This is a genomic window from Pseudomonas sp. S2_F07, assembly GCF_054668325.1.
The window spans coordinates 4,232,881-4,249,911 of sequence record NZ_CP162758.1; the positions used below are offsets into that span (position 1 = coordinate 4,232,881).

General features: G+C 60.9%; 14 protein-coding genes and 1 pseudogene. 13 read left to right on the top strand and 2 right to left on the bottom strand.

The annotated features are described in order from the left end of the window. Positions 1-36: 36 nt before the first annotated feature. Positions 37-1,023 (bottom strand): annotated as a pseudogene (locus tag AB4O40_RS19230) (cache domain-containing protein); the annotation flags it as partial. Between the two features lie 281 nt (positions 1,024-1,304). Between AB4O40_RS19230 and AB4O40_RS19235 the strand changes: the two are divergent. Together AB4O40_RS19235 and AB4O40_RS19240 are read left to right on the top strand one after the other, a co-directional pair. After that, complete coding sequence (locus AB4O40_RS19235; RefSeq protein WP_056725770.1) at positions 1,305-1,559, top strand: hypothetical protein; 255 nt, start codon at positions 1,305-1,307, stop codon at positions 1,557-1,559. A 30-nt stretch (positions 1,560-1,589) separates the two neighbouring features. Next, a complete protein-coding gene (locus AB4O40_RS19240) occupies positions 1,590-2,159 on the top strand; it encodes a lipocalin family protein (protein WP_056725768.1) in 570 nt (189 codons plus the stop codon). Positions 2,160-2,276: 117 nt separating this feature from the next. Here the strand turns inward: AB4O40_RS19240 and AB4O40_RS19245 are convergent, their stop codons facing one another. Beyond that, a complete protein-coding gene (locus tag AB4O40_RS19245) occupies positions 2,277-3,641 on the bottom strand; it encodes a formimidoylglutamate deiminase (RefSeq protein WP_409078523.1) in 1,365 nt (454 codons plus the stop codon). A gap of 146 nt (positions 3,642-3,787) precedes the next feature. Here AB4O40_RS19245 and hutC point away from each other — a divergent pair, with 146 nt between their 5' ends. The 11 genes from hutC (at position 3,788) to hutG (ending at position 16,964) form a co-directional block, all read left to right on the top strand. Next, complete coding sequence (gene hutC / locus AB4O40_RS19250) at positions 3,788-4,498, top strand: histidine utilization repressor (protein WP_162135916.1); 711 nt, start codon at positions 3,788-3,790, stop codon at positions 4,496-4,498. Next, the gene (locus AB4O40_RS19255) at positions 4,495-5,064 is read left to right on the top strand and encodes a HutD/Ves family protein (RefSeq protein ID WP_409078524.1); all 570 of its coding nucleotides are present in this window, start codon (positions 4,495-4,497) and stop codon (positions 5,062-5,064) included. Before hutC ends, AB4O40_RS19255 begins: the two co-directional genes overlap by 4 nt. 442 nt (positions 5,065-5,506) lie before the next feature. After that, on the top strand, positions 5,507-7,189 hold the full coding sequence (hutU, locus tag AB4O40_RS19260; RefSeq protein WP_056725762.1) for a urocanate hydratase: 1,683 nt from the start codon (positions 5,507-5,509) through the stop codon (positions 7,187-7,189). Between the two features lie 211 nt (positions 7,190-7,400). Beyond that, a complete protein-coding gene (locus tag AB4O40_RS19265; RefSeq protein WP_056725760.1) occupies positions 7,401-8,369 on the top strand; it encodes an ABC transporter substrate-binding protein in 969 nt (322 codons plus the stop codon). A 70-nt stretch (positions 8,370-8,439) separates the two neighbouring features. Then, entirely contained in the window at positions 8,440-9,291 is an 852-nt protein-coding gene (locus AB4O40_RS19270) for an ABC transporter permease (RefSeq protein ID WP_046039591.1), read from the top strand. Beyond that, positions 9,288-10,118, top strand: a complete 831-nt coding sequence (locus tag AB4O40_RS19275; protein WP_007975542.1) for a quaternary amine ABC transporter ATP-binding protein — start codon at positions 9,288-9,290, stop codon at positions 10,116-10,118. Before AB4O40_RS19270 ends, AB4O40_RS19275 begins: the two co-directional genes overlap by 4 nt. 108 nt (positions 10,119-10,226) lie before the next feature. Beyond that, entirely contained in the window at positions 10,227-11,750 is a 1,524-nt protein-coding gene (gene hutH / locus AB4O40_RS19280) for a histidine ammonia-lyase (protein ID WP_056725759.1), read from the top strand. A 113-nt stretch (positions 11,751-11,863) separates the two neighbouring features. After that, positions 11,864-13,396 (top strand): histidine ammonia-lyase, encoded by a 1,533-nt coding sequence (gene hutH, locus AB4O40_RS19285; protein ID WP_056725757.1) that lies wholly within the window; start codon positions 11,864-11,866, stop codon positions 13,394-13,396. A gap of 124 nt (positions 13,397-13,520) precedes the next feature. After that, positions 13,521-14,927: an amino acid permease gene (locus AB4O40_RS19290; RefSeq protein ID WP_056725755.1), complete on the top strand. Its 1,407-nt coding sequence runs from the start codon at positions 13,521-13,523 to the stop codon at positions 14,925-14,927. A gap of 17 nt (positions 14,928-14,944) precedes the next feature. Beyond that, complete coding sequence (hutI, locus tag AB4O40_RS19295) at positions 14,945-16,150, top strand: imidazolonepropionase (protein ID WP_056725752.1); 1,206 nt, start codon at positions 14,945-14,947, stop codon at positions 16,148-16,150. A gap of 10 nt (positions 16,151-16,160) precedes the next feature. After that, positions 16,161-16,964, top strand: coding sequence for an N-formylglutamate deformylase (gene hutG, locus AB4O40_RS19300; protein WP_056725750.1), 804 nt, complete (start codon positions 16,161-16,163; stop codon positions 16,962-16,964). Positions 16,965-17,031 lie beyond the last annotated feature (67 nt).

Genomic DNA, 17,031 nt, shown 5'->3' on the forward strand with positions numbered 1-17,031 from the left:
GAACGACAGCCCCAGCGCGCCGAACTCGTCGTGGCCGTGAATGACCAGGCGCTTGGTCAGGTCACCTTCGCCTTCGGCGATGTCGTGCATGGCGCGACCCATGGTCAGCAGCGGCTGCATCAACAGGTTGATCAGCATGCCCAGCAGCACAATGATGATCACCACGGCAATCACCATGGCAATGATCGCCGAGGTGCGGAACTCGCTGAGCATCGAGAACGCGGTGTCCTGGTCGAGCACCAGAGCCACGTACCAGTCCGCCGACGGTACGCCGTTGACGTGGGTGAAGGAGATGAACTGGCGCTTGCCGTCGATCTCGACCTCTTTCATGCCCGGGCTGACTTTCGGCGCACCGTTGGGGTAGGCCTCGGTCAGGTTCTTGAGTACCAGCTTGCTGTCCGGGTGAATCAGGATCTTGCCGTCGGCACCGACGATGAACGCATGGCCGTGACCGCCGAAGTTCAGCGAATTGATGATTGCACTGACGCTGGACAGGTCGATGTCGGCGCCGGCGACACCAATCATCTGGCCCTGATGCAGCACCGGGGTGGCGACGGTGATTACCAGCTTGCCGGAGGAGGCGGCGATGTAGGGTTCGGTGACGATGGTCTGTTGCGCGCTGTTGGCCGCCTTGTACCAGCCGCGGGCGCGCGGGTCGTAGTCCGCCGCGCGGTTGCCCGCCGGGACCGAGAACATCACGCCGTCGGTGCCACCGAAGTAACTCAGCTGGAAGTTGCCGGTGTAGGCGGGCAGGTCGATGATCCGTTTCAGGCCAGCGGGAGCATTGCCGTCGGCGTTGATCTGTTGGGCCATCGACTGCAGCAATTGCATGCGGCTTTCCAGCCAGGTCTGGATGTTGCTGGTGGTCAGGCTGCCGAGTTCCTGCATCGAGGCCTCGGTACTGTTGCGCAAGGTTTCGCGCTGGCGATAGTCGTTGAACAGGATGAAACAAGCGAATGCGACGGCCACCACGAGGGCGGCAGCCAGCAATATCTTGTGGCTGAACTTCATGTTTCGGGTCATGGATGAGCTACCGCAGAGGGGCTGTTCGACAAAATGGGAGAGCAAGCGCCAGCGACGTGGCTTTGCGTTGCATTTATGTCGACTGAACGGCGCCAAAGATTAGGCGGATTTTCTGAAAAACGATGAAATGCCCGGTAAACAGGCAAAGTGGCTGATTTTCGGCAAAAGGTAGACGAGTGGCCCGATAAATAGCCTGCCGGGCAGGGAACCAGACAGGGGTTTTCTCTTCTAAGCTTCAGCTTGGCAGCCATGCCAATCCCCTACGCCCCCGGAGTTTCACCATGTCGTTGCGTTCCATCGCCCTGCTTTCGTTCTGCGTATTGCTCGCTGCCTGCAGCAAGGTCAATCAGGAAAACTACTCGAAGCTCTCCGCCGGCATGGCCAAGGCCGAAGTGGAGACCCTGTTGGGCAAACCCGCCGATTGTTCAGGCGCGCTCGGCATGTCCAGCTGCACCTGGGGCGACAAGAACAGCTTTATCAGCGTGCAGTTCGCCGGTGACAAAGTGCTGATGTTTTCCGGCCAAGGCCTGAAGTAAACCGGGGCGATCGCCCACGGGAGAAAAATAATGAAGCGGTTATTGATCATCCTTTTTGCCGGCCTGGTGTTGGCCGGCTGTGCCACGTCTGGCCCGGACCCGTTGGCCCCCAAGACAGTCAATAGCGTTAACCTCAAGCGCTACCAGGGCACCTGGTACGAGCTGGCTCGCATGCCGATGTACTTCCAGCGCGACTGCGCGCAGTCCGAAGCCCATTACACGCTCAAGCCCGACGGCAACGTCGCGGTCTTGAACCGCTGCCTGACGGCGCAGTGGCAATGGGAAGAGGTCAAGGGCACGGCTTATCCACAGACGCCCGGCAAGAACGACAAGCTGTGGGTCGAGTTCGATACCTGGTTTTCCAGGTTGATCCCGGGTACGGCGAAGGGCGAATACTGGGTGCTGTATGTCAGCGATGACTACAAGACCGCCATCGTCGGTGATCCGAGCCGCAAGTATCTGTGGCTGTTGTCGCGCACGCCGACCGTGAACGGTGTGGTGCGTGAGGAGCTGCTGAGCAAGGCGCGTCAGCAGGGTTACGACACCACGCGGCTGATCTGGCGGGCATCGGAACAGCAGATGGCGAAGACATCTAACTAGCGGTGCGACTGAAAAAGATCGCAGCCTGCGGCAGCTCCTACATCGATCCGGTTGGTCGCAATCATGCGGATAAACACGGAACCTGTAGGAGCTGCCGCAGGCTGCGATCTTTTGCTTTTAACCGAGCAAGTCGCGCAGGACCTGGGTGAAGGCGCGGCTGCTTTCCTCTTCGTCCGCATGCCGACCGTCACGCACGACCCATTGGCCATTGACCAGCACATCACGCACCTGGCGATCGCCGCCGGCAAACAACCAACGGTTGAGAATCCCGTCGCCACTGGCCGTTGCCAGGTACGGATCGTTGCCGTCGAGCACCAGCCAGTCGGCGCGCTTGCCGACTTCCAGGGCGCCAATCGGCTGGCCCAGTGCCTGGGCGCCGCCATCCAGCGCCGCATCAAACAGCGTACGACCGACCATTGGCTGATCTGCGCCATACAAACGATTTCGACGCTGGTCGCGCAGACGTTGGCCGTATTCCAGCCAGCGTAATTCTTCCACCACGCTCAACGACACATGGCTGTCGGAACCGATGCCCATGCGACCGCCCTGGGCGAGGAAATCCACCGCCGGGAAAATCCCGTCGCCCAGGTTGGCTTCGGTGGTCAGGCACAGGCCCGCGATGGCGCGGCTCCTGGCCATCGACGTGACTTCTTCCGGGTTGGCGTGGGTCGCGTGGACCAGGCACCAGCGCTGATCGACATCGACGTTTTCATACAGCCATTGCAGCGGACGACGACCGCTCCAGGTCAGGCAGTCGTCGACTTCTTTCTGCTGCTCGGCAATGTGGATGTGCACCGGGCATTGCTTGTCGCTGGCCGCCAGCACTTCGCTGATCTGCTGCGGTGTTACCGCGCGCAGCGAGTGGAAACACAGGCCCAGTGCTTGCGCCGGTTGCTGCGCCAGCACCGGTTGCAGGCGCGATTGCAGCTTGAGGTAGTTTTCGGTGCTGTTGATGAAACGGCGCTGGCCTTCGTTCGGAACCTGGCCGCCAAAACCGGAATGGCTGTAGAGCACTGGCAGCAGGGTCAGGCCGATACCGGCGGAACCCGCAGCCTGGCTGATACGCAGGGCCAGTTCGGCCGGGTCCGCGTAAGCCTGGCCATTGATGTCATGGTGCACGTAATGAAATTCCGCCACCGACGTGTAACCGGCCTTGAGCATTTCGATGTACAGCTGACGGGCGATGACGCCGAGTTGCTCCGGGCTGATTTTTCCGACGAGGCGATACATCAGGTCGCGCCAGGTCCAGAAACTGTCGTTCGGATTGCCCGCCACTTCCGCCAGCCCGGCCATGGCCCGCTGGAAGGCGTGGGAGTGCAGGTTCGGCATGCCAGGCAACAGCGGACCGCTTAACCGTTCGGCGCCATCTGCGTTGGAATCGGCCTGGATATGGGTCAATACGCCGTCGGCGCTGACCTCAAGACGTACATTGTTGGCCCATCCACTAGGCAGCAGCGCGCGTTCGGCAAAGAAGGCGGACATGGTTCAGCACCCCATCGTGTGTTATTTGTATATACATATACAGACGTTTGCCTGCCCGGTAAACTCCGGCAAGCTAGCGACATCAATCAAATGACCAAGGATTAACCGTGCCGACTCCGCCTCCAGTCTCTCCGTTGGCCGCGAACATGGGCGACAGTCCGGCGCCCTTGTACGCCCGCGTCAAACAAATGATCACCCAGCAAATCGACAGTGGAAACTGGCCGCCGCACTACCGCGTTCCGTCGGAAAGCGAGCTGGTCAGCCAGTTGGGCTTCAGCCGCATGACCATCAACCGCGCCCTGCGCGAGATGACCGCCGATGGCCTGCTGGTGCGCATGCAGGGCGTCGGCACGTTCGTCGCCGAGCCGAAAAGCCAGTCTGCGCTGTTTGAAGTGCACAACATCGCCGACGAAATCGCCTCTCGCGGCCATCGCCACACCTGCAAGGTCATCACGCTCGAAGAAGAAGCCGCCGGCTCCGAGCGCGCCCTGGCCCTGGACATGCGCGAAGGGCAGAAGGTGTTCCATTCGCTGATCGTGCATTTCGAAAACGATATTCCGGTGCAAATCGAAGACCGTTTCGTCAATGCGCTGGTGGCGCCGGACTACCTTAAACAGGACTTCACCCTGCAAACGCCCTACGCCTACCTGAATCAGGTCGCGCCGCTGACCGAAGGCGAGCACGTGGTTGAGGCGATCCTGGCCGAGCCGTCCGAATGCAAATTGCTACAGATTGAAAAAGGCGAGCCGTGCCTGCTGATCCGTCGCCGCACCTGGTCCGGTCGTCAGCCAGTGACCGCCGCTCGCTTGATCCACCCCGGTTCCCGTCATCGTCTGGAAGGTCGGTTTCATAAATGAATCAGTTGAAGGTTTTACGCGCCAAAGATTACCCGCGCATGCCGTGGAAAAACGGCGGCGGCAGCACCGAAGAGATCACCCGCGATGCCGGCACCGGCCTGGATGGCTTTGGCTGGCGCCTGTCGATTGCCGACATTGGCGAATCGGGCGGCTTTTCCACCTTCGCCGGTTACGAGCGAGTGATCACCGTTTTGCAGGGCGACGGCATGAGCCTGACGGTGGATGGCCAGGACACTCGGCCACTGTTACCGCTGGACCCGTTTGCCTTCAGTGGTGAAAGCAAGGTTGCCTGCACATTGCTGGGCGGGTCGATTCGTGATTTCAATCTGATTTACGCGCCGCAGCGTTATGCCGCGCGGTTGCAGTGGTTGAGCGGTGAGCAGCGGTTCTTCAGTTCAGCGGGCACGGTGTTGGTGTTCAGCATCAGCGATGCGCTGGAAGTTGTGGTCGGTAACAGCGCTTCGAAGCTCGGTCGTCATGACTGCCTGCAACTCGACGGTAACGCTAGCCTGCTGGAAATCTCCGTCAATGGCCCATGCTGTGTGATTGAGCTGGCCGCACGCTGATTCTGAATTTTCAAAGGATCGCAGCCTTCGGCAGCTCCTACAGGATGCACACCATCCCATGTAGGAGCTGCCGAAGGCTGCGATTTTTTGCATTTCAGCGTTCCCGAAAGCGCACCACTTTGTTACCGAATGCCCCAGCGTGGCGCAATACCACGCTCAAGTAACAAAATCCCCTCGCCACAAAAATCCCCCCGAAAATTTTTCATCTACGCCAGAACCCTTGTTCCAGGCGCTCTCCAGCCATTTCCGAATTTTTCTTGAATGCTCATCCAACAAGTTGGCCGCTTGATTGCATATGCTTGTATGTACAAGTAAAGACGTATGTGTATGAGTCACGAGGACTCAACCATCGTCCACTGATTCGCTGGTGTGCACTGATGCCCATTGGCTTGCTCGCCCACTGCCTGGGTTGGTTTGGATTGATTGCTGAGGAGTCTTTTTCGTGACTGACATTAAACCTACTAAGTTTCGTGACGTTGAAATCCGTGCCGCACGCGGTAACAAGCTGACCGCCAAGAGCTGGCTGACCGAAGCGCCGCTGCGCATGCTGATGAACAACCTCGACCCGGAAGTCGCCGAGAACCCTAAAGAACTGGTGGTTTACGGTGGTATCGGTCGCGCTGCGCGTAACTGGGAATGCTACGACAAGATCGTCGAAAGCCTGACCAACCTGAACGACGACGAGACCCTGCTGGTGCAATCCGGCAAGCCGGTCGGCGTGTTCAAGACCCACAGCAACGCCCCGCGCGTACTGATTGCCAACTCCAACCTGGTTCCACACTGGGCGAGCTGGGAACACTTCAACGAACTGGACGCCAAAGGCCTGGCCATGTACGGCCAGATGACCGCCGGCAGCTGGATCTACATCGGCAGCCAGGGCATCGTCCAGGGCACCTACGAAACCTTCGTAGAAGCCGGTCGCCAACACTACAACGATGACCTGAAAGGTCGTTGGGTCCTGACTGCGGGCCTTGGTGGCATGGGCGGCGCCCAGCCTCTGGCTGCAACCCTGGCCGGCGCTTGCTCGCTGAACATCGAATGCCAGCAGGTCAGCATCGATTTCCGTCTGAAAAGCCGCTACGTCGATGAGCAGGCTACCGACCTCGACGACGCTCTGGCCCGCATCGCCAAATACACTAAGGAAGGCAAGGCGATTTCCATCGCGCTGCTGGGCAACGCCGCTGAAATCCTGCCGGAGCTGGTCAAGCGTGGCGTGCGCCCGGACATGGTCACCGACCAGACCAGCGCCCACGACCCGCTCAACGGTTACCTGCCTGCCGGCTGGACCTGGGACCAGTACCGCGCTCGCGCCAAGACTGAACCTGCCGCTGTGATCAAGGCCGCCAAGCAATCGATGGCCGTGCACGTCAAGGCGATGCTCGAGTTCCAGAAAATGGGCGTACCGACCTTCGACTACGGCAACAACATCCGTCAGATGGCGCAGGAAGAAGGCGTGGAAAACGCATTCGACTTCCCGGGCTTCGTACCGGCCTACATCCGTCCGCTGTTCTGCCGTGGCATCGGTCCGTTCCGTTGGGCTGCGCTGTCGGGCAACGCTGAAGACATCTACAAGACCGACGCCAAGGTCAAGGAACTGATCCCGGACGACGCCCACCTGCACAACTGGCTGGACATGGCCCGCGAGCGCATCAGCTTCCAGGGCCTGCCAGCACGTATCTGCTGGGTTGGTCTGGGCCTGCGCGCCAAGCTGGGCCTGGCGTTCAACGAAATGGTGCGCAGCGGCGAGTTGTCCGCGCCAATCGTGATCGGTCGCGACCACCTGGACTCCGGTTCGGTATCGAGCCCTAACCGCGAAACCGAATCGATGCAGGACGGTTCCGACGCCGTTTCCGACTGGCCACTGCTCAACGCTCTGCTCAACACCGCAAGCGGCGCGACCTGGGTGTCCCTGCACCACGGCGGCGGCGTTGGCATGGGCTTCTCCCAGCACTCGGGCATGGTGATTGTCTGCGACGGTACTGATGAAGCGGCCGAGCGTATCGCTCGCGTGCTGCACAACGACCCGGCCACCGGCGTCATGCGTCACGCCGATGCCGGCTACCAGATCGCCATCGACTGCGCCAAGGAACAAGGGCTGAACCTGCCGATGATTACCGGCAAGTAATGCTTGCTCTGTAGGAGCTGCCGCAGGCTGCGATCTTTTGATCTTGATCTTTTAATCGCAGCCTGCGGCAGCTCCTACAAGAGATCACGACGTTGCAGACCTAACAACAAGCGAAGTCGGTCGCGCTGCGGCGCAGGCCTGATTGGACGTGGACAGGGCTGGATGCCTCTTGACTGCCGTAAGCCAATTCATGATTAGGAGCGTCACAACAATGAAATCGAACAAGACCCTGCTGACCACATTGCTTTCCATGGGCCTGCTGGCCAGCGCTGGCGCCACTCAGGCGGCGGGTTGGTGCGAGTCGGGCAAACCGGTGAAGTTCGCCGGTTTGAACTGGGAAAGCGCCATGCTGCTGACCGACGTGATGCAAGTCGTGTTGGAGAAAGGCTACGACTGCAAGACCGACAGCCTGCCGGGCAACTCCATCACCATGGAAAACGCCCTGAGCAGTAACGATATTCAAGTGTTTGCCGAAGAATGGGTCGGCCGCAGCGAAGTCTGGAACAAGGCCGAGAAGGCCGGCAAGGTCGTCGGTGTCGGCGCGCCGGTGGTTGGCGCGATCGAAGGCTGGTACGTGCCGCGCTACGTGATCGAAGGCGACGCCAAGCGCAAGCTGGAAGCCAAGGCTCCGGACCTGAAAAACATTGCTGACCTGGGCAAATACTCGGCGATCTTCAAGGACGCCGAAGAGCCGTCCAAGGGGCGTTTCTACAACTGTCCGGCCGGTTGGACCTGTGAGCTGGACAACAGCGAAATGCTCAAGAGCTACGGCCTGGAAAGCACCTACACCAATTTCCGCCCAGGCACCGGCCCGGCGCTGGATGCCGCGGTGCTGTCGAGCTACAAGCGTGGCGAGCCGATCCTGTTCTACTACTGGTCGCCAACGCCGCTGATGGGCCAGATCGACGCGGTGAAACTCGAAGAGAAACCAGGCGTGAACAAGACCGTGGATATCAAGGTCGGCCTGTCCAAGACTTTCCACGACGAAGCCCCGGAGCTGGTGGCCGTGCTGGAAAAGGTCAACGTGCCGATCGACCTGCTGAACCAGAACCTTGGGCGCATGACCAAAGAGCGGATCGAATCACCAAAACTGGCCAAGATCTTCCTGAAGGAACATCCTGAAGTCTGGCACGCATGGGTGAGCGAAGACGCAGCCAAGAAAATCGACGCGGCCTTGTAGGTCGAGCTTCTCCGGCTGTCGGCAACGGCAGTCGGATGCTTGATCGCAACCCCTTGATTGAGAGTCTCTTATGTTTCCCGAAAGCTTTACCTTTTCCATCGCCGACTGGGTCAACGGTTGGGTCGATTCGCTGGTCACCAACTACGGCGACGTGTTCCGGCACATCTCCGACACCCTGTTGTGGGCCATCGTCAATCTTGAAGGCCTGCTGCGTGCCGCACCCTGGTGGCTGATGCTGGCGATCGTGGCCGGTGTGGCCTGGCATGCGACCCGCAAGGTCGTGACCACTGCCGTCATCGTTGGTTTGCTGTTCCTGGTGGGAGCGGTCGGCCTCTGGGACAAACTGATGCAGACCCTGGCGCTGATGATGGTGGCGACGATCATTTCGGTGTTGATCGGCATTCCGCTGGGCATTCTCTCGGCGCGCAGCAATCGCCTGCGTTCGATACTGATGCCGTTGCTGGACATCATGCAGACCATGCCGAGCTTCGTGTACCTGATCCCGGTGCTGATGCTGTTTGGCCTGGGCAAGGTCCCGGCGATTTTCGCCACGGTGATCTACGCCGCGCCGCCGCTGATCCGCTTGACCGATCTGGGCATTCGCCAGGTCGACGGCGAAGTGATGGAAGCGATCAACGCCTTCGGTGCCAACCGCTGGCAGCAACTGTTCGGCGTGCAACTGCCGCTGGCCCTGCCGAGCATCATGGCCGGGATCAACCAGACCACCATGATGGCCCTTTCGATGGTGGTGATCGCCTCGATGATCGGTGCCCGTGGCCTGGGTGAAGACGTGCTGGTGGGGATTCAGACCCTCAACGTCGGACGTGGCCTTGAAGCCGGTCTGGCGATCGTGATTCTGGCTGTGGTGATCGACCGCATTACACAGGCGTACGGTCGCGCACGGCATGAGGTGAGCAAATGAACAACGCAACCGTGAGCAAGATCGAAGTCAAGAACGTCTTCAAGATTTTCGGCAACCGTGCCAAGGACGCCCTGGCCATGGTCGGCCAGGGCAAGACCAAGGACCAGGTGCTGGCCGAAACCGGCTGCGTGGTCGGCGTAAACGACCTGTCGCTGAGCATCGGCAGCGGCGAGATCTTCGTGATCATGGGCCTGTCGGGTTCCGGCAAGTCGACCCTGGTCCGCCACTTCAACCGCCTGATCGACCCGACCAGCGGTGCGATCCTGGTGGACGGCGTGGACATCCTGCAATACGACATGGAAGCCCTGCGCGAATTTCGTCGGCGCAAGATCAGCATGGTGTTCCAGAGCTTCGGCCTGTTGCCGCACAAGAGCGTGCTGGACAACGTCGCCTACGGCCTGAAAATCCGTGGCGAAAGCAAAGCCATGTGTGCCGAGCGTGCGCTGCACTGGATCAACACCGTGGGCCTCAAGGGCTACGAAAACAAATACCCGCATCAGCTCTCCGGCGGCATGCGCCAGCGTGTGGGCCTGGCCCGCGCCCTGGCGGCGGACACCGACATCATCCTGATGGACGAAGCGTTCAGCGCCCTCGACCCGCTGATCCGCGCCGAAATGCAGGACCAGTTGCTGGAGCTGCAAAAGACCCTGCACAAGACCATCGTCTTCATCACCCACGACCTCGACGAGGCCGTGCGCATCGGCAACCGCATCGCGATCCTCAAGGATGGCCGCCTGATTCAGGTCGGCACGCCACGAGAGATCCTGCATTCGCCGGCGGATGAGTATGTAGACCGCTTTGTGCAGCGTCGGGCGGCGGTAGTTTAAGGCTCTAAAAGATCGCAGCCTGCGGCAGCTCCTACAGAAGTGAGCCGTACTCGGTGTAGGAGCTGCCGAAGGCTGCGATCTTTTGATTTTATTTAGATGAGGTTGAAGATGTCCCAGGCTGAAAAAATCGTTATCACCGAGGCGCAGGTCAGTTGGCAGGACGTGGTCGCCGTTGCTCGTCATGGCGCACAGCTTGAGCTGTCGGCGCCGATCTGGGCGCGCATCGAAAACGCGCAGGCCATCGTCCAGCGCATCGTTACCAGTGGCGAACGTGCCTACGGCATCAACACCGGCCTGGGCGCGCTGTGCAACGTCTCGCTGCAGGACGAACAACTCAGCCAGTTGTCGCGCAACACCTTGCTCAGCCACGCCTGTGGCGTTGGCGCGCCACTGACCAACGAGCAGACCCGCTCGATCATGTGCGCCGCCGTCGTCAACTACAGCCACGGTAAATCCGGCCTGCACCGTCAGGTCGTCGAAGCCCTGCTGGCCCTGCTCAACCGTGGCATCACGCCGCAAGTGCCGTCCCAGGGTTCCGTGGGCTACCTGACCCACATGGCGCACATCGGCATCGCGCTGTTGGGCGTTGGCAATGTCAGCTATCGCGGCCAGGTCGTTTCCGCGCAGCAAGCGCTGGCCGAAGAAGGCCTGCAACCGGTCAAGCTTGGTGCCAAGGACGGTTTGTGCCTGGTCAACGGTACGCCGTGCATGACCGGCTTGAGCTGCCTGGCGATTGCCGATGCCACGCGCCTGCTGGAATGGGCCGACGTGATCGGTGCCATGAGCTTCGAGGCCCAGCGAGGGCAGATCGACGCCTTCGATGCCGAGATCATCGCGCTCAAGCCGCACCCTGGCATGCAACAGGTCGGGAACAACCTGCGGGCCTTGCTCGACGGCAGCGAAGTGATTGCCCAGAGCAAAGGCATCCGTACCCAGGACGCCCTGAGCATCCGCTCGATCCCGCAGGTGCACGGCGCCGCTCGCGACCAATTGGTACACGCGAGCAAACAGATCGAAACCGAACTCAACGGCACCACCGATAACCCGCTGGTGCTGGGTACTGCCGACAGCTATCGCGTGGTGTCCCAAGCCAACCCCCACGGCCAGTCCGTGGCAATGGCGGCGGACCTGCTGGCGATTGCCATGGCGGAAATCGGCTCCATCGCCGAGCGTCGCCTGGACCGTTTGATCAACCCGCACGTCAGTGGCCTGCCGGCCTTCCTGGTGGCCAACCCGGGGGTGAACTCCGGGATGATGATCGTGCAATACGTCGCCGCTTCGCTGTGCGCGGAAAATCGTCAACTGGCACAACCGGCGGTGCTGGATAACTTCGTGACGTCGGGCCTGCAGGAAGATCACCTGAGCCTGGGCACCAACGCCGCGCTGAAGCTGCACCGCGCGCTCGAAAACTGCACGCAGATCCTCGCCATCGAGTATTTGCTGGCAGCCCAGGCGTTTGAATTTTTGAAAGAACAACGCTTCGGCGCCGGCACCGATGCGGCCTGGCGTCTGCTGCGCGAGCATGTTGCCCCCTACGACCAGGATCGCTGGTTGGCACCGGACATCGCCGCCGCTGCCGCTGTATTGAAAGACCCGACTTTGCTGCACAACACTTTTCCCAACCTGAACTGATTTCAACAACACCAGCGTGCCAAGGCGCGGCTCCCCAAAAGGCAGACGCGACGGACAACGGACATCTCCGGAGCGTCTGGTGAGTTAACAACAACTCTCAAAAGGAGCACAAAATGACTGCGCTAAACCTGATTCCCGGCCAACTGAGCCTCGCCCAACTGCGTGACGTCTATCAGCAGCCGGTGAAACTGACCCTCGACCACAGCGCCTCGGCCCAGATCGAAGCCAGCGTTGCCTGCGTGGAACAGATCCTCGCCGAGAACCGCACCGCCTACGGCATCAACACCGGTTTCGGCCTGCTGGCCTCGACCCGCATCGCCAGCGAAGACCTGGAAAACCTGCAACGCTCGCTGGTGCTGTCCCACGCCGCCGGTGTCGGCCAGCCGATCAGCGATGAGCTGGTGCGACTGATCATGGTGCTCAAGGTCAACAGCCTGAGCCGTGGGTTCTCTGGCATCCGCCGCGTGGTGATCGACGCGCTGATCGCCCTGATCAACGCCGAGGTGTACCCGCACATTCCATTGAAAGGTTCGGTCGGTGCTTCCGGTGACCTGGCGCCTCTGGCCCATATGTCCCTGGTGCTGCTGGGCGAAGGCAAGGCACGCTACAAAGGCGAGTGGATGGAAGCCACCGAAGCGCTGAAAGTTGCAGGTCTGACCCCGCTGACCCTGGCCGCGAAAGAAGGCCTGGCGCTGCTCAACGGCACTCAGGTGTCCACCGCTTTCGCCTTGCGTGGCCTGTTTGAAGGCGAAGACCTGTTCGCCGGTGCCTTGGCCCTGGGCGGCCTGACCGTTGAAGCGGTCTTGGGCTCGCGTTCGCCGTTCGACGCCCGCATCCACGCTGCCCGTGGCCAGAAAGGCCAGATCGACGCCGCCGCCGCTTACCGCGACCTGCTGGGCGAGCGCAGCGAAGTGTCCGACTCCCACGAAAACTGCGAGAAGGTACAAGACCCGTACTCCCTGCGCTGCCAGCCACAAGTCATGGGCGCCTGCCTGACCCAGTTCCGTCAAGCGGCCGAAGTACTGGCGATCGAAGCCAACGCCGTTTCCGACAACCCGTTGGTGTTCGCCGCTGAAGGTGACGTGATCTCCGGTGGCAACTTCCACGCAGAACCAGTGGCCATGGCCGCTGACAACATGGCGCTGGCCATCGCCGAAATCGGCTCCCTGAGCGAGCGCCGTATCTCGCTGATGATGGACAAGCACATGTCGCAACTGCCGCCGTTCCTGGTGGCCAACGGTGGCGTGAACTCCGGTTTCATGATCGCCCAGGTGACCGCGGCGGCACTGGCCAGCGAGAACAAGGCATTGTCCCATCCGCATTCGGTGGACAGCCTGCCGACTTCCGCCAACCAGGAAGACCACGTTTCCATGGCTCCAGCGGCTGGCAAGCGTCTGTGGGAAATGGCCGAGAACACCCGTGGGATTCTCGCGGTGGAATGGCTGGCGGCAGTGCAGGGCCTGGACCTGCGCAACGGCCTTAAGACTTCGCCAAAGCTGGAAAAGGCCCGTGCCATCCTGCGTAACGACGTGCCTTTCTATGAGAAGGACCGGTTCTTTGCGCCGGACATCAATGCGGCGTCTGAATTGTTGGCCTCGCGTTGCCTGAACGAACTGGTGACGGCGAAGTTGCTGCCTAGCCTGTAATTGCCCCTTCGCGAGCAAGTCGAATCGTCGCACCGCCGCTCCCACATGGATCGCGTTGAACCTGTAGGAGCTGGCTTGCCAGCGATTCGATTTAGCGTCGAATAACAATAATTAGGGACGAGAAATGCAACAGCCAGAAAAAGGTTTGAAACGCGGGCTCTCTGCCCGACATATTCGCTTCATGGCGCTGGGGTCGGCAATCGGCACCGGGCTGTTTTATGGATCTGCCTCGGCCATTCAAATGGCCGGGCCTGCGGTACTGCTCGCTTACCTGATCGGCGGCGCGGCGGTGTTCATGGTCATGCGCGCCCTCGGTGAGATGGCGGTGCACAACCCGGTGGCCGGCTCTTTCGGCCAGTACGCCAGCACCTACCTGGGGCCGATGGCAGGCTTCATCCTCGGTTGGACCTACGCATTCGAAATGGTCATCGTCGGCATGGCCGACGTCACTGCATTCGGTATTTACATGGGCTTCTGGTTCCCGGAGGTTTCCCGCTGGATCTGGGTGCTGGGTGTCGTTTCCATCGTTGGCGGCCTGAACTTGTGCAACGTCAAAGTCTTCGGTGAAATGGAGTTCTGGCTGTCGCTGCTCAAGGTCGCGGCCATCGTCGCGATGATCCTGGGCGGTTTCGGCATCATGTGGTTCGGCATCAGCTCGGCCCCAGGCCAGGCGACCGACATCAGCAACCTCTGGAACCACGGCGGTTTCATGCCCAATGGCATGGGCGGTCTGATCGCTTCGTTCGCGGTAGTGATGTTTGCGTTTGGCGGTATTGAAATCATCGGCGTAACGGCAGGTGAAGCCAAGGATCCGCAGCATGTGCTGCCCCGGGCGATCAATGCCGTACCGTTACGGATCCTGCTGTTCTACGTGCTGACGATGCTGGTGCTGATGTCGATCTTTCCATGGCAGCAGATCGGCAGCCAGGGCAGCCCGTTCGTGCAGATTTTCGACAAGCTGGGGATCAGCTCGGCGGCCACCATCCTCAATATCGTGGTGATCACGGCGGCGATTTCGGCGATCAACAGTGACATCTTCGGCGCTGGCCGCATGATGTTCGGCCTGGCCCAGCAAGGGCATGCACCCAAGGGTTTCGCCCGCCTGTCGCGCAATGGCGTGCCATGGATGACGGTGGTGGTGATGAGTGCCGCGCTGTTGCTGGGTGTGTTGCTGAATTACCTGATCCCGGAAAACGTGTTCCTGTTGATCGCTTCCATCGCGACCTTTGCCACGGTGTGGGTCTGGCTGATGATTCTGGTGACCCAGGTGGCCATGCGCCGGTCCATGAGCGCCGAGCAGGTGGCACAACTGAAATTCCCGGTACCGCTGTGGCCTTATGCGCCAGCGGCGGCGATTGTCTTCATGCTGTTCATCTTCGGCGTGCTGGGCTATTTCCCGGACACCCAGGCAGCGCTGATCGTCGGCGTGGTCTGGATCGTGTTGCTGGTGCTGGCCTACCTGACGTGGGTGAAACCGGCGGCGGGCCAGGCAGCCCTGGTGACACAGGACCCTGTTTTTTCTCATCGATAACCTAATGGAGGCCACGGATGAAAACTCTCTGGCAACACTGTCACGTCGCAACCATGGCACAAGGCGTCTACTCGATCATCGAGGACGCGGCCATCGTGACGTCAGGAGCGCACATTGAGTGGATCGGCCCACGCGGTGAATTGCCGGCGGGCGAGTACCCGGCCGTCAATGATTTGAGTGGGGCCTGGGTCACGCCGGGCCTGATCGATTGCCACACTCACACGGTGTTCGGCGGTAACCGCAGCGGTGAATTCGAACAGCGCCTGCAAGGCGTCAGCTACGCGGAAATTGCCGCCAGCGGTGGCGGTATTGCCAGCACCGTGCGCGCCACCCGCGCAGCCAGCGAAGATGAACTGTTCGCCAGTGCCGCCAAGCGCCTGAAAAGCCTGATGCGTGATGGTGTCACCAGCATCGAAATCAAGTCCGGCTACGGCCTGGACCTGGCCAACGAACGCAAGATGCTGCGCGTGGCCCGTCGCCTCGGCGCCGAACTGCCGGTCAGCGTGCGCAGCACCTGCCTGGCGGCTCACGCCTTGCCGCCGGAGTACAAGGATCGCGCTGACGACTATATCGATCACATCTGCGCCGACATGCTCCCGGCCCTGGCCGCCGAAGGTCTGGTCGATGCGGTGGACGCGTTCTGCGAGTACCTGGCGTTCTCCCCGGCACAAGTCGAGCGGGTGTTCATCACCGCCCAGAAACTGGGCCTGCCAGTGAAGCTGCATGCCGAGCAGTTGTCGTCGCTGCATGGCTCGAGCCTGGCGGCGCGTTATCACGCATTGTCCGCCGATCACCTGGAGTTCATGACCGAGGACGACGCCATTGCCATGGCCAAGTCCGGGACGGTCGCGGTGCTGTTGCCCGGCGCCTTTTACTTCCTGCGCGAAACCCAATTGCCGCCGATGGAAGCCCTGCGCAAGCACGGCGTGAAGATCGCCATCGCCAGCGACCTCAACCCGGGCACCTCGCCGGCACTGTCGTTGCGCCTGATGCTGAACATGGCTTGCACCTGCTTGCGCATGACCCCGGAAGAGGCCCTGGCCGGCGCGACGATTCATGCCGCCACCGCACTGGGCATGGCTGACACCCATGGTTCGCTGGAGGTCGGCAAGGTCGCGGATTTTGTCGCCTGGCAAATCGATCGTCCGGCCGACCTGTGTTACTGGCTGGGCGGCGACCTGGAAAAACGCGTCGTGCGCCACGGCGTCGAATCAAGTCTGTAGGAGATCTGTTGTGGATAAGGTTCTGAACTTCAAACAAGGCCGCGTACCGCTGCTGATCAGCATGCCCCACGCTGGCGTGCGCCTGACACCTGCGGTCGAAGCCGGGTTGATCCCTGACGCGAAAAGCCTGCCGGATACCGACTGGCATATCCCGCAGCTTTACGACTTCGCCGCGCAACTGGGTGCAAGCACCCTGGCCGCCGAGTACTCGCGGTTCGTCATCGACCTGAACCGGCCATCCGACGACAAGCCGCTGTACGTGGGCGCGACCACAGGCCTGTACCCGGCCACGCTGTTCGACGGCGTGCCGTTGTTCCGTGAAGGGCTGGAGCCGTCGAAAGAAGAACGTGCGACTTATCTGGAGCAGATCTGGACGCCGTACCACAGCACCTTGCAGCAGGAGCTGGCGCGGCTGAAAGCCGAGTTCGGCTATGCGCTGCTGTTCGATGCGCACTCGATCCGCTCGATCATCCCGCACCTGTTCGACGGCAAGCTGCCAGACTTCAACCTCGGCACCTTTAACGGTGCCAGTTGCGATCCACAGCTTGCGACCCGTCTGGAAGCGATCTGCGCGCTTCACGACAACTACACCCACGTACTCAACGGGCGCTTCAAGGGCGGGCACATCACCCGTCATTACGGTAACCCGGCAGAAAACATTCATGCGGTGCAGCTGGAGTTGGGGCAGTGCACCTACATGGATGAGTTCGTGCCGTTCCGTTATCGCCCGGACCTGGCGGAGCCGACGCGGGTGGTGTTGAAGGAGTTGCTGCAAGGGTTGCTGGCCTGGGGCGAGAAGCACTACAACCGTTAATACTGTCGCAAAACCCTGTGGGAGCGAGCTTGCTCGCGATGGCGTACTGTCAGGCAACATTAATGTC